Source organism: Streptomyces sp. NPDC052043, from assembly GCF_044548235.1.
In the GTDB taxonomy this organism is placed as follows: Bacteria; Actinomycetota; Actinomycetes; order Streptomycetales; family Streptomycetaceae; genus Streptomyces.
The window spans coordinates 47,163-59,717 of the sequence record NZ_JBIUBT010000023.1 but is presented as its reverse complement, the minus strand read 5'-3'; the positions used below and the strand labels follow the sequence as shown (position 1 = coordinate 59,717).

Annotated in this window: 14 protein-coding genes; 10 read left to right on the top strand and 4 right to left on the bottom strand. The window is 69.1% G+C overall.

The window, feature by feature from the left end; all coding sequences use genetic code 11:
- The first annotated feature begins 218 nt into the window (after positions 1-218).
- The 7 genes from ACIHCX_RS36760 to ACIHCX_RS36730 all read left to right on the top strand — a co-directional run bounded on the left by ACIHCX_RS36760 (position 219) and on the right by ACIHCX_RS36730 (position 7,404).
- Complete coding sequence (locus tag ACIHCX_RS36760; protein WP_400037498.1) at positions 219-1,211, top strand: zinc-dependent alcohol dehydrogenase family protein; 993 nt, start codon at positions 219-221, stop codon at positions 1,209-1,211.
- A gap of 257 nt (positions 1,212-1,468) precedes the next feature.
- Positions 1,469-2,668: a sodium:calcium antiporter gene (locus tag ACIHCX_RS36755; RefSeq protein WP_400037496.1), complete on the top strand. Its 1,200-nt coding sequence runs from the start codon at positions 1,469-1,471 to the stop codon at positions 2,666-2,668.
- A gap of 69 nt (positions 2,669-2,737) precedes the next feature.
- Positions 2,738-3,289: an EF-hand domain-containing protein gene (locus tag ACIHCX_RS36750; protein WP_400037494.1), complete on the top strand. Its 552-nt coding sequence runs from the start codon at positions 2,738-2,740 to the stop codon at positions 3,287-3,289.
- Between the two features lie 96 nt (positions 3,290-3,385).
- Positions 3,386-4,036: an HAD family hydrolase gene (locus tag ACIHCX_RS36745; RefSeq protein WP_400037492.1), complete on the top strand. Its 651-nt coding sequence runs from the start codon at positions 3,386-3,388 to the stop codon at positions 4,034-4,036.
- 726 nt (positions 4,037-4,762) lie between these two features.
- Positions 4,763-5,323: a hypothetical protein gene (locus ACIHCX_RS36740; RefSeq protein WP_400037490.1), complete on the top strand. Its 561-nt coding sequence runs from the start codon at positions 4,763-4,765 to the stop codon at positions 5,321-5,323.
- A gap of 776 nt (positions 5,324-6,099) precedes the next feature.
- A complete protein-coding gene (locus ACIHCX_RS36735; protein ID WP_400037488.1) occupies positions 6,100-6,672 on the top strand; it encodes a hypothetical protein in 573 nt (190 codons plus the stop codon).
- A gap of 249 nt (positions 6,673-6,921) precedes the next feature.
- Positions 6,922-7,404 (top strand): hypothetical protein, encoded by a 483-nt coding sequence (locus tag ACIHCX_RS36730; protein ID WP_400037486.1) that lies wholly within the window; start codon positions 6,922-6,924, stop codon positions 7,402-7,404.
- Positions 7,405-7,504: 100 nt separating this feature from the next.
- Here ACIHCX_RS36730 and ACIHCX_RS36725 read toward each other — a convergent pair whose 3' ends face one another.
- From ACIHCX_RS36725 to ACIHCX_RS36715, 3 genes are all read right to left on the bottom strand, one after another.
- Positions 7,505-7,972, bottom strand: coding sequence for a DUF1348 family protein (locus tag ACIHCX_RS36725; protein WP_400037484.1), 468 nt, complete (start codon positions 7,970-7,972; stop codon positions 7,505-7,507).
- A 40-nt stretch (positions 7,973-8,012) separates the two neighbouring features.
- A complete protein-coding gene (locus ACIHCX_RS36720; protein ID WP_400037482.1) occupies positions 8,013-8,888 on the bottom strand; it encodes an alpha/beta fold hydrolase in 876 nt (291 codons plus the stop codon).
- A gap of 168 nt (positions 8,889-9,056) precedes the next feature.
- On the bottom strand, positions 9,057-9,461 hold the full coding sequence (locus ACIHCX_RS36715; RefSeq protein ID WP_400037480.1) for a hypothetical protein: 405 nt from the start codon (positions 9,459-9,461) through the stop codon (positions 9,057-9,059).
- 100 nt (positions 9,462-9,561) lie between these two features.
- Here ACIHCX_RS36715 and ACIHCX_RS36710 point away from each other — a divergent pair, with 100 nt between their 5' ends.
- Positions 9,562-9,948 carry a hypothetical protein gene (locus tag ACIHCX_RS36710; RefSeq protein WP_400037477.1) on the top strand — a complete coding sequence of 129 codons (387 nt, stop codon included), beginning with the start codon at positions 9,562-9,564 and terminating at the stop codon, positions 9,946-9,948.
- On the opposite strand, the gene ACIHCX_RS36705 is transcribed toward ACIHCX_RS36710, so the two are convergent.
- Positions 9,926-10,981, bottom strand: coding sequence for an ADP-ribosylglycohydrolase family protein (locus tag ACIHCX_RS36705; RefSeq protein WP_400037475.1), 1,056 nt, complete (start codon positions 10,979-10,981; stop codon positions 9,926-9,928). The genes ACIHCX_RS36710 and ACIHCX_RS36705 overlap by 23 nt on opposite strands.
- A gap of 182 nt (positions 10,982-11,163) precedes the next feature.
- Here ACIHCX_RS36705 and ACIHCX_RS36700 point away from each other — a divergent pair, with 182 nt between their 5' ends.
- Both ACIHCX_RS36700 and ACIHCX_RS36695 read left to right on the top strand, forming a co-directional pair.
- Positions 11,164-11,547: a VOC family protein gene (locus tag ACIHCX_RS36700; protein WP_400037473.1), complete on the top strand. Its 384-nt coding sequence runs from the start codon at positions 11,164-11,166 to the stop codon at positions 11,545-11,547.
- 165 nt (positions 11,548-11,712) lie between these two features.
- Positions 11,713-12,540, top strand: coding sequence for an SAM-dependent methyltransferase (locus tag ACIHCX_RS36695; protein ID WP_400037471.1), 828 nt, complete (start codon positions 11,713-11,715; stop codon positions 12,538-12,540).
- Positions 12,541-12,555 lie beyond the last annotated feature (15 nt).

Genomic DNA, 12,555 nt, shown 5'->3' with positions numbered 1-12,555 from the left:
TGAAGACTTGCCAGGGCGGAACCAACGGACTGATCACCAGCGGATACGTCTGCTGACAGGAGGAGCAGGCCTGCGACGGCTTGAACGATGTCGCTCACGTGCTCACGGCGGCCGAGGTGGCGGGCCGGCGCCCCCACGTGTCGGTTACGCTGCCGGAGGCTACGGGCGTGTGCCGGTCTGCCAGCCCCCTAGGTAGTCGAGAACGCGAGGACAGCACGGTGCTGCGAACGATCGTCCGCCGGTTCGGCCGTGCCGCGGAAGTCGTGGAGACCGAGGAGTACGTGCCACCGGCCGCCACAGCGGGGCAGGTCCGGGTACGCATGCTGCTGGCGAGCGTGAACCCTTCTGACCTGGTGCCGATCGCGGGCGCCTATGCCTCGCGGACCTCGCTGCCCATGGTGCCCGGGTTCGAGGGCGTCGGAGTCGTCGAGCAGGTGGGAGCCGGAGTGGTCGGCCTGGCGCCCGGCCGGCGCGTGCTGCCACTCGGCAGCGCGGGAGCCTGGCAGCAGGTCAAGACCACAGACGCCGCCTGGTGCGTGCCCGTGCCCGACTGGCTGACCGACGAGCAGGCCGCCTGCGCCTACATCAATCCGCTCACCGCCCACAGGATGGTCCAGGCGCATGTTCCCCCGGGCGAGGGGACGACCGTGGTGGTCGACGCGGCGGCATCGGCCATCGGCCGCATGCTGGTACGGATGCTGAACCAGGCGGGCAACCGTGTCGTGGCACTGGTGCGCCACCCACGCGGGCGGGAGCAACTGGCCTCTGCTGTACCCGAGTTGGCGCCGGAGGCCGTCCTGTGTACCGCTGACGCGGGGTGGCGAACCCGGCTGCGTGAGGGGACCGGGCCGCGAGGCCACGATGTCGTGCTGGACGCGGTGGGCGGAAGCCTGGGCGCCGAGCTGGCTGCTCTTCTCGCTCCGCAGGGCACACTCGTCCACTACGGGCTGCTGTCGGGCGAGCCCCTGCCGGCCGACCTGCGGACGCGACGCCCGGATGTGAACCTGATCCTGTTCCGGCTTCGCGACTGGGTTCACGCCGCTGACAGGGAGCAGCTCGGCCTCGCCATGCACGGGGCTTTCCGCCTGGTGGCCGACGGGGTGGCGGCCACCGCCGTTGCCGCCGTCCATGGTCTGCCCGATGTCCGCCGCGCGCTGGAGGCCGACGCCGCTCGGGGCCGCGCGGGGAAGATCCTCCTGTCCCTGCACTGAAGAACACGCCGGTGTCCGGCTGCGCCGCGCCACCGCTCCGGTCCCCTGGCCGCAGGTGCGCTCGACGCGGACCTCATCTCCGAGGACACCCGCCACACGGTGCGGGCGCAGGGACAGGTGGCGCACTCCCTGGGGCCGGTGTGCTCCAGTGCGCCCCGCTGTGGCTCGCCCTGATCCCTGCTAGCTTCCGATTGACTGTCGCTGGCCAGGCCCCGGGGGGCCTGGCCAGTCCGTTCTGCTCAAGGGGGAGCAATCGGATGACGTCCATCCTCATCTTCACCGCCGGAGTGGCGCTGCTGATCTACAGCGCCGAGAAGCTGATCACCTACCTCGTCGGCGCCGCACGCGGCCTGGCGATCTCGCTCTTCCTACTGGCCATCGTGTTCACCGGGATCGAGTTCGACGACCTTGCCTTCGGTGTGGTGCTCAACGTCGAAGGCCTCGACGACGTCGCGCTCGGCGTCGTCTTCGGAACCGTCATCTCACTGTCGGGCCTGGTCCTCGCGATCGCCGCCCTCGTCGCGCCCTGCCGGGTGGAGATCCCGAAGGACTACATCGCGTTGTTCGCGATCGCTCCCCTGGTCCTGATCGGGCCTGCCGTGCTCGGCGAGTTGGGCACCGTCCTCGCGATCGCTCTCGTCCTGCTGTTCGTGCTGTTCGTCGCCTACATCGCCTACCGCGAGTCCCGTCGCGCGGTGCCGACGTTCCGGAGCGCGGAAGTGCTCGAAGCCGTGGACAGTCCCGAGCTCGTCGGCGTCGCCGCCGCCAAGGCCGGGGCCGGTGGGACCGGGGACCGGGACCGTGGCATCGGCGACCTCTACGAGACCGGCCAGGTCGGTGCGGCGAAGTCGAACAACCGGCCGGGGTGGACGCTGTTCCTGCTGGCGGTCCTCGCGTTGATCGGTATCGTCATGGGCGCCTGGATCATGACGAAGGGCACCGAGGGCATCCTGGAGAACTTCGCAATCAGCGGCACCGTCTTCGGGGCGACGATCGCAACGCTGGTGCTTTCCCTTGAGGACATCTTCCTGACCGCGGAGCCGGCCCGGCGGGGCGCACCAGCGATCGGTGTCGGCAACGTCATCGGCAGCGTCGTGTTCTCGGTGACCGCGAAGGTGGGCATCATCGTCCTGGCCGGCGGCACGCTCGTGATCACCCCGGAGATCTTCAGCTGGCACCTGCCGGCCCTCGTGGTGATCAACGGGTTCGCCGCATACGCGCTTCTCACCGGGCACCTGAGGCGCTGGCACGGCGTGGTCCTGCTGGCGGGCTACATCGCCTACTGGGCCATCAGCTTCTCCGTGTTCGGGCTGGTTCCCGTCGACGACGCCCCGGGCTCCGACGACGACGCACGGCGACCGGGCATCCAGGCACCCGCGGTCCCGGGCACCCCCGCAGCGGACCCGAGGGGACACACAGTGACCGGCATGTCACGTTCCGGGGTTGAGTCGTTGTAGCGTCTGCACTGACCGGCATACGGCTCGCGCGGCATCCCACTTGAACTCACCACCGGGAAGAACCACACCATGGCCTCTACGGCACCAAAATCGGTCCAGCTCAAGCTTGAACGTGCGTTCGACGTGAGGGACGCCGACAAGGACGGCTACGTGGACTGGTCGGACTACCAGCAGCTCCTCGACCGGTACTTCAGCACCCTCGACCTCGGCCGGAACGATCCTCGAGCCGGGGGAATCCACGCCTTCTACCAGATGTACTGGCAGGAACTGCTCCGGCACGCGCAACCAAGCAGGCAGCGACTCTCCAAGGACGAGTTCGTCGAGGCCAACCGCCGTGCGAGCATCGACACCAGCCGACTCAACATCATCGCCGGCTGCGGTCACGCGATCTTCGACTGCATGGATCTCGACGACGACAACGAGGTCAGCAAGGAAGAGTTCGAGAACTTCCTGAAAACGGTCTGGGACACCTCCCAGCCCGACGCGACCGAGATCTTCCACAAGATCGACCTCGACGACGACAACAGCATCTCCCGGCAGGAGTTCATCCGGGCCGCACACGAGTACTTCTACTCCAACGACCGGAACTCACCCGGAAGCCTCTTCTTCGGGTACGTCTGACCGTCACAGGCAGTCCGCCGCGAACCCGGTCGGCTCATCGCGATCGTCCCGGGAACTGCACAGCAGCATGATCCGGCAAGCCCTTATGCTGCCGGAATGATCAAGCCGATTGAACTCGTCATATTCGACTGCGACGGCGTGCTGGTCGACAGCGAACGCATCGCCGTCCGCGTCCAGGTCGCCCTCGGCGCGGAGCTGGGCTGGCGACTCACCGAGGACGAGGTCGTCGACCGGTTCATCGGCCGCTCGCATGCCGCCATCCGCGAGCAGGTTGCCGCCCGGCTCGGCCAGGAGACCGCCGCGATCTGGTCGGAACGGTTCGAGCAGCTGCACCGTGAGGCCGTGGACACCGACCTCGCCGCTGTCGACGGGCTGCCCGAGGCACTCGACGCGATCACCCTGCCGACCTGCGTGGCCTCCAGCGGCTCTCACGACAAGATGCGTCACACCCTGGGCCGCACCGGACTCTACGACCGGTTCGCGGGCCGCATCTACAGCGCCACCGACGTCGCCCGCGGAAAGCCCGCCCCGGACCTGTTCCTGCATGCCGCCCGGCAGATGGGGGTCGATCCCGCCGCCTGCGTGGTGATCGAGGACAGCCAACCCGGTGTCCGGGCCGCCCGCGCAGCCGGCATGCGCGCCTTCGGATACGCCGGCGGACTCACCCCGGCCGAACGGCTTGAAGGCCCTGGCACCACCGTCTTCGACGACATGCGCAGCCTGCCCACGCTCATCAGCGAGCAGTAACCCGGGCCGACTCCGTTGACCCTGCGGGCACCCTCAACCAGTCCCGGCCAGCGGGCACTTCGCAGATGCCCGACCCAACAGGCCGCGGATGGCGCACCTCACCATCGCCCCCTCACTGCGGACCGAATCCAGTACGCCCGACCCGGCCTCGCAAGCCGAAGGCCGGCAAGGGGACTTGAGTCGGGGCGCTGATACGGACAGCGGGTCCGGCCCCGCCCGGGCCGTCGGTGCGTCGCCCCTGACTGGGCACGAGCCCGTGGGCCGCAGGGTGAGGGGTCGTCACGGGCAGGCCCGGGCTTGCGGGCCCTCACCTGCTTGACCACCGCGACGGTGGCCCCGATCCGCGCCGGACGGCGGCCGGCTGACGGCACGGACTCAGCGTCCCGGCGGGTCACGGTTGCCGGGACCCCGTCCGTGACCCAGCCGCACTCGGCATCTGACGGGCCCTTCACTCCGGCGCTTCCAGGCAACCCGCTGCCGCACGGGTGAGCAGGCGTCAGAGATCACCTTGAAGGCCTAATCCCCCATCAATCTGCCCTGAAATCAAAAAAGTTTGACGTGCCGTCAGCAATTGAGGAGGCGGGCCTGCGGGCCCTCCGCGTCCCCCATTCGGCTCCCCCGCACCCGTCCTTCCGATATGCCCGAAATGACAGCTCTGGGGGTGGTCATTACGTTCAATCACATGCCGGCTGCACAGCCGGCCCCTCAGAGAGAGGAGCAAGGCCCATGATCATGACCCGTTCCACCGCAGTCACAGCGGCCATCTCCGCCGCTTCCGCACTGGCCGCGACCGGCATCACCTACGCCGCCGCCGCGCCCGAGACGGCCCCGGCCGTCGTCCAGCAGGTACCCGCCCAGGCGCCGATGGGCGGCGAGGGCGGACAGGGCAAGGGCAACGAGGGCGGCGGCGGTGGCGGTGGCCGCGGCGGCGAAGGCGGCGAAGGCAAGCACGGCAAGCGCCACCACGAGATCGGCCGCATCTACATCAACGAGCGCGAGTACTCCGCCCACCCCGACGGCTGCATCACCGTCGTGAGCGGCCTGGGCTCCAAGAGCTTCAACATCCGCAACGACAGCAAGCGCAGGGTCGAGTTCTTCCGCGGCGCGACCTGCGACAACGGCGCCCCCGTCGCCACCGTCGGCCCCTGGAGCGACGCCACCAACGTCAGGGTCGAGCACGTCAGGGGCGGCGTCCACGTCAAGCACGGAGTGGTCGGTAGCTTCCGGGTGGTCAAGCGCCACCACGAAGACTTCGACTTCGGCTTCGACGACGACGACGACTTCTAGACCCAGACACATCCAGACACATCAGAAGCAGCACACGAACCATCCAGAACCCCGGCCCGCCGCAATCGGGCCGGGGTTCTGGCTGTCACGTAAGTGACACAGCGTCAATTTATTGCATATGGGCCGCCGTCCATGCGGCGCTGAAGGTGAGAGGCGAGGGCGTAGAGGGTGCGGTGAGCGGCAAAGGGGACGGCCGCCCAGGGGAGCCCGCAGCGGCTGCGGGTACTGGAACGAGCGCCCCGTCATCGACCCGGGCCCTGCCCGCCCACGCCTCGCGCGAGCACGCCCCCTGCCGAAGGTCGACGTCGGCCGGGTGAGGGGGCGTCATGGGCCCCGCTTCGACTCTCACCCCCTGCTCCCGCCCCAGCCCCCTGCGGGACGGGTGCCCAGTCCACGCCGGACGGCGGACGGCACAGGCAACGGTGTCCTCGCGGGGCAGGACTGCCGGGATCCGGCCCGTAGCCACAGCCCTGCCCATCCCGGAATCTGATGAGTCTTTCGCGCCGCATTTCCAGGCGACCCGCTGCCGCACGGGTGATCAGGCATCAGAGATCACCTTTAAGGCCTAATCCCTCATCAATCTTCCCAGCATTTGCGGCAGTTTGACGTCCCGTCAGCACATGAGGAAACGGGTCTGAGGGTGTTTCGGGTCCCCCATTCGGCTCCCTGACCCCGGCCCTTCCCCTACGCCCGAAATGACAGCCCTGGGGGTGGTCATTACGTTCAATCACATACCGGCTGTCAAAGCCGGCCTCTCTGAGAAGGAGCAAGACGCCATGATCATGACCCGTTCCAAGGTCGTCACCGCGGCCACCTCCGCAGCCGCCGCGCTCGTCGTGACCGGCATCACCTACGCCACCGCCGCACCCGCGCCCGAGGCGGCCCCGGCCGTCGTCAAGCAGGCCCCCGCTCCCGCCTACGCTCCGATGGGCGGCGAGGGCGGACAGGGCGGACAGGGCAAGGGCAACGAGGGCGGCGGCGGTGGCGGTGGCCGCGGCGGCGAAGGCGAGTACGGCAAGCAGGGCAAGCGCCGCCACGAGATCGGCCGGATCTACATCAACGAGCGCGAGTACCGCGCCCACCCCGACGGGTGCATCACCGTCGTGAGTGGCCTGGGCTCCACGAGCTTCAACATCCGCAACGACAGCAAGCACAGGGTCGAGTTCTTCCGCGGCGCGACCTGCGACAACGGCGCCCCCGTCGCCACCGTCGGCCCCTGGAGCGACGCCACCAACGTCAGGGTCGAGCACGTCAGGGGCGGCGTCCACGTCAAGCACGGAGTGGTCGGTAGCTTCCGGGTGGTCAAGCGCCACCACGGCGGCGGCGGCGACTACGACGACGACTTCTAAACCCAGACGCGCCATGCGACCCATATAGAACCCCGGCCCGCCGTAATCGGGCCGGGGTTCTGGTCTCGAACCCCCGAGCACTCAGGCACCCGGGCACCCGGCACTCGCACCTGACGGGTACCGACGGTGCACGTGCCTCGTACACCATCCTAGAACGGCCGGAAGGCGCCACGGGACTGCCCACGCTGACGCCCTCCTGCTTCACCGGTTCACCCCAAAGGGACCCCAAGACAGCACGGGACGACTGATATGAACAATCGCCTGGTGGAGGACGCGAGCGACGACAACTACGTCATGGACATCCTCGACATCACCTGCACCCCCGCGCTACCGCGCCTCGGACACCCGGTCCGCTGGGAAATGGACAGCTACCTCAAAGAGACCGTCGACCTGACCCAGGTCACCTGCAGGGTCATCATGAAGATCGGCCCCATGAAAATACTGGACAAGAGCTACAAGCTGCCCGACCTGCTCGCACGCATGGGCACACACCTCTCCGGCGACACCCACCCACCCGCCGGCCCGTGGAAACAGACCTGGGACCTGCAGATCCCCAGGACGGTACCGGTGGCCAGACACCGACTCCACCTACGCGCCCGCACAGAAGACGGGAAGAACTTCCTCGCCCTCGACATCCCCGTCGCCTTCACCCACAGCTGGACCACCACCAGCGACAACATCAACCCGCCACACCGCCACGCACTCGACAGAGACCTCACCGGAGCACTCTGACCGGTCCCGGCAGCAGGCGGTGCTCCGGCGCCGTACGCGGTACGGGAAGGTGGTCGCCCGCGCCTCTGGGGCGCGGGCGGTGGCTGCCGTGGCTGACGTGCTAGAACCCCAGGTCACTGAGCCCCGGGTGGTCGTCGGGACGACGGCCGAGGGGCCAGTGATACTGACGTTCCTCTTCCTTGATCGGGAGGTCGTTGATACAGGCCAGGCGAACCCGCATCAGGCCCTCCTCGTCGAACTCCCAGTTCTCGTTCCCGTAGGAGCGGAACCAGTTGCCCGAGTCGTCGTGGCACTCGTAGGCGAAGCGTACGGCGATGCGGTTCCCGTCGAAGGCCCACAGCTCCTTGATGAGCCGGTAGTCCAGCTCCCTGGACCACTTCCTGGTGAGAAAGGCGACGATCTCCTCGCGTCCGTTGAGGAATTCAGCACGGTTGCGCCAGCGACTGCCGACGGTATAGGCGAGGGCCACACGCTCAGGGTCCCGGGTGTTCCAGGCGTCCTCGGCGAGACGGACCTTCTCGATCGCGCTCTCCCGGGTGAACGGAGGAACAGGGGGCTTCGGTGCCATGGATTCTCCCAGAACGGTGTGAGCGGGCGTCTTCTGGTTCTCAGCCGCCGCCCGCGGTGGCGGCCACCCGCGATGTGTGGGCGGAGCCAGCGGCGGTGGCGGCTTGGAGGACGAGGTCGGTGACCGCGTCGGGATGGGAGATCATGGCCACGTGGGAGGAGTCGATCTCCACGGTGTGAGAACCGGCGCGCCTCGCCTCGAAGCGTTCCTGATCCGGGTTGATGCTCTTGTCCTGCTTGGCGACGAGGGCCCAAGACGGAATGGACCGCCATGCTGCCGCCTTGGCCTTCTCGGAGAACGCGGCCACCGCGACGGGCCGTTGGGTCGCTGCCATCAGATTCGTCATGCTCTGCGGCAGGTCGGCGGCGAAGACCTCGTGGAGCTTGTCCGGCCGAATGTACATGTCCGTTCCGCTGATGCCGCCGGCACGGTAGGGGACCGACGTGGTGGCGTTCGCGAGGGCAGAGGGGAATCGGGCGGCCAGGGCTGCCGGGCTCTCTCCCTTGTCGGGCATCTGGGCCGCCACGTACACCAGGGACTTGACCCGTGGGTTGCCGGCTGCCGCCGAGCTGATGACGGCGCCACCGTACGAGTGGCCCACCAGGACGATCGGGCCCTTGATGCTGTCCAGCACCGAGGCGATGTAGTCGGAGTCGCTGGACAGACTCCGCAGCGGGTTGGCGGGCGCCACGACTCTGTAGCCGCGGCGTTGGAGTCGCGCGACGACACCGTTCCAGCTGGAGGCGTCCGCGAACGCTCCGTGCACCAGGACCACGGTGGGTTTGCCGCCGCTCGTGTCACCGGCGGCGGCGACCGGGGTTGCCGCGGACGTGCACAGAGCCACCGCGCATCCGGCGACCATGAAGGGTTTCCGACTCGTACGGCGTATGAAGCCGAGTACCAGGGATGCCGTCATGCAGGCCTTCCTTCCCATGGACCCCCACCTCTCGAGCTTTGCGCCATCCGCGTCACGCGGCCCGACGGCAGGGGCCGACGGAGTGAGAACGGCTGAGCATTCGGGTGCAAGAACGCGCCACAGGTTTCCGAGGCGTCGCCGAGGTCGCCGCCGGCTCGCCTGTGACGATCAGCCGGGGAAGCGCACCGACTCCAGCACCCGGGTTGTCTCAGCGTGCCCCGTGTAGTCCAGAAACAGCACCCGGGAGACGGGCAGGTACCACGCCTGGGGTGAGAAGCTGTAGCCGCTCGTGCAGGCGGCCGTCCAGCGGTCGTAGGCCGCCGTGCGGTCGCCCACCGGACGCAGGCCCGATTCAACCGACAGCGACGACGTGCCGCTGGTGATGCCGTTGAAGGACCCGTCCGCGAGGGTCGGCCGGACCGGGCAGGGCTGGACGTCGGTGGCCGCGTACCAGCCGCCGGGCTGACGGGCCGCGTAGGGTCGCAGTTCGTTGCCGGCGATGGCGCCGGACTTGATGGCGATTCCGGCGCAGCCGAGCACCGTGGGCAGCCCGGCCCGGTGTACGGGCTGCACGCAGGCATCGTTGCCGTACTGCGTCAGCGTCCAGCCCGGGGGTATCTCGAACGTCAGCCGGGCGAAGGCGCCACGGGGCCAGACGGCGCGCGTGCGGGGCGTGGCCGTGCTCTTGACGGGTGCTGGTTCCGGTGTGGGGCTGGACGTGGTGCGCGCGGGGGCGGGGCTCGGCGATGCGCTCCGCGAGGGGCTTGCCGAGGGGCTCGCCGGTGAACTCGCTGATGTCTTCGGGGTCGTGGAGGCCCCGGCCGGCGGCTCTGTTCCGGCGGCCGCGGGCTTCACCGACGCGGCCCCCTCATCGGCCGGGCCGCACGCGCTCGCGGCGACGGCCACGGTCAGGCTCGCGGCAGCCAGCAGCAGGGGTCTGAGGCGCTTCTTCATGGAGTATCCCTTCATCGCAGGCAGGAGTGTGCCATCCCTCGGCCGGGAGGCATCTCACACGTACATAACGAAGTCCCGCCTCGTCATGGATGGTTGCCGCGGATGATCGTGCTCCCCTGTGCGTCCCAGAGTGCTCCCAGCGCCAGCAGCTCGGCCCGGTACTCGATCCGGTCGACCCACTGGGCGGGCCAGGCCTCCGCGCCCAGCCAGGCGCCCGCAAAAGCGCCGGTGAGGCAGGCGATCGAGTCCGAGTCGCCGGAGGAGCAGGCGGCTCGGCGCAGGGCGGTGACCGGCTCGTCGGGGAAGAGCAGGAAGCACAGAAGGCCGGTGGCGAAGGCCTCTTCGGCGACCCAGCCCGCACCGGTGGCCAGGCACGGGTCGGCCTCCGGTGAGACGGTGCGCACGGCCTCCTGGAGCCGGTCGAGGATCTCCAGGCACTCGTCCCAGCCGCGCGCGATGAAGTGCTCGGGGGTGGGGTCCTGGGAGCGGGTCCACAGGTCGCCGAGCCAGGTGTGGTGGTAGCGGGTGCGGTTGTCGTGGGCGTATGTGCGCAGTCGGGCGACGAGCCCGGCGGGGTCGGCGCCCTGGGCGAGCAGCCGCACGGCGCGGGCGGTGAGGTCCGAGGCCGCCAGCGCCGTCGGATGGCCGTGGGTGAGCGCGGACTGCAACTGGGCCGCGCCGGCACGCTGTTCGTCGCTGAGCCCGGGTGCGAGTCCGATGGGGGCCACACGCATGTTGGCGCCGCAGCCCTTGGAGCCGATCTGGCTGGCCTCCTGCCAGGACCGTCCGTCCGCCTTCAGCAGGGAGCAGGCGGTCAGGCAGGTCCTGCCCGGGGCCCGGTTGTTCTGCGGCGACTGGTACCAGTCGACGAACTCCTCGCGCAGCGGCCGCACCAGCCGTTTCGGGGTGAGCATGCCCCGGTCCATGGCGGTCCTGAGCGCGTGTCCGAGCGCGAGGGTCATCTGCGTGTCGTCGGAGACGAACGCGCGCTGCGGGAGTTCCATCTCCCGCCATGGACCGCACTTGGCGAGGATCGAGGGCACGTCGTTGAACTCGGTCGGGAAGCCGAGGGCGTCCCCGAGGGCGAGTCCGGTCAGTGCTCCGGTCGCGGCGCGCTTGCTCACCGTCGTCGTGGTCATGCAGGAAGCCCCTTCCCCCGTTTATCGTCAGGACGACCATAAGCCGGGGAGGAGGCTCCTCACAACCTCCGAAGCCGATCCGACCTGGCCCGACCTGACCTGGCCCTCCCGGCCCGTGGTCGACGATGCCGCGATGAGAACGCGCTCGCATGGCAGGTCGTCCCCTCCCTACACTGACGGGCATGGCATGCCGCATCAGTGAGTTGGTCCTCGATGTCACCGACCCCGAACGCCTCGCCGTGTTCTGGAGCGAGGTCCTCGGCTATGTCGAACTCGACCGGGAAGACGACGGAAGCATCGAGATCGGGCCGCCCGACACCGGCTTCGGCGGCCCGCGGCCCACGCTCGTCCTCAGCCCCAGCAGCGATCCGCGGACCGCGAAGCTCCCGCTGCACATCGACGTCAACCCCACCGACCGCGACCAGGACGCCGAGCTGGAACGGCTGCTCGCTCTCGGCGCCAGGCCCGTCGACGTCGGCCAGACCGGCGGCGAGGACTGGCACGTCCTGGCCGACCCGGAAGGCAACGAATTCTGCCTCCTGCGCACCCGGGTCCAACCCCTCTGACCACGTCCCTGCCGGCAGGCGGGGCCGAAGCCGCAGGGGCGTCACTCCCCCACCGCGCCGCTGCCGTGCTGCCGCGACAAGTTCAGCGGAGCGCCCCGCCGTCGCAAGCGCGATCGGCCGTGGGCCGACCGAAAGTGATGGTCGGCGGGCGCCAACGCGGGCAGGATGGTCGCCATGACCGTTGAAGGCTCCTCCATCGACTCCACCAAGCCCAGCATCGCCCGCGTCTACGACTACCTGCTCGGCGGCAAGGACAACTACGCCGTGGACCGGGAGATCGGCGACGTGTTCAAACGCGACCTTCCCGGTTCGGTGGCCATCGCCTTCGCCAACCGCGCGGCGCTGACCCGGGCGGTCGAGGAGATAGCGACGACCACCGGTGTACGGCAGTTCATCGACCTGGGCAGTGGTCTTCCGACCGCCGACAACGTCCACCAGGTCGCGCAACGCCACGCTCCCGAGTCCCGGGTCGTGTACGTCGACACCGACCCCCAGGTGCTGGTCCACGGCCGGGCACTGCTGGAGGAGAACGAACGGACCCGGGTCGTCCCCCTCGACGTGCGGAACCCCGAGGACATCCGCACCCACCCGGACACCCTGGACCTGATCGACTTCGAACGCCCCGTCGCCGTCGTCTTCAGCGCCATCCTCCACCACGTCAACGACGAGGAGGACCCGGCCGGAATCGTCCGCTACTGGCGCGACCAGGTGCCCTCGGGGAGCTACTTCTTCGTCAGCCACTTCCGTTCCGGCAACAACCCGGAGACGGCGGAGGCCGAGAGAGTCCTCCAGCAGACCTTCGGCCGCGGCCGGTGGCGCACCGACGAGGAGATCGCCTCCCTGCTGGACGGCCTGGAGATCCTCGAACCCGGCATCGTTCCTGCGCCCCTGTGGCGTCCCGACGTGGTTGAGGACCCGTGGCGTGGTGGCGGCGAACGGGAACTCACCGTCTGGGAGCACCTGATCGCTGCCGGGCTGGCCCGGAAGGCGTAGCCTCGGGGCTGTCAC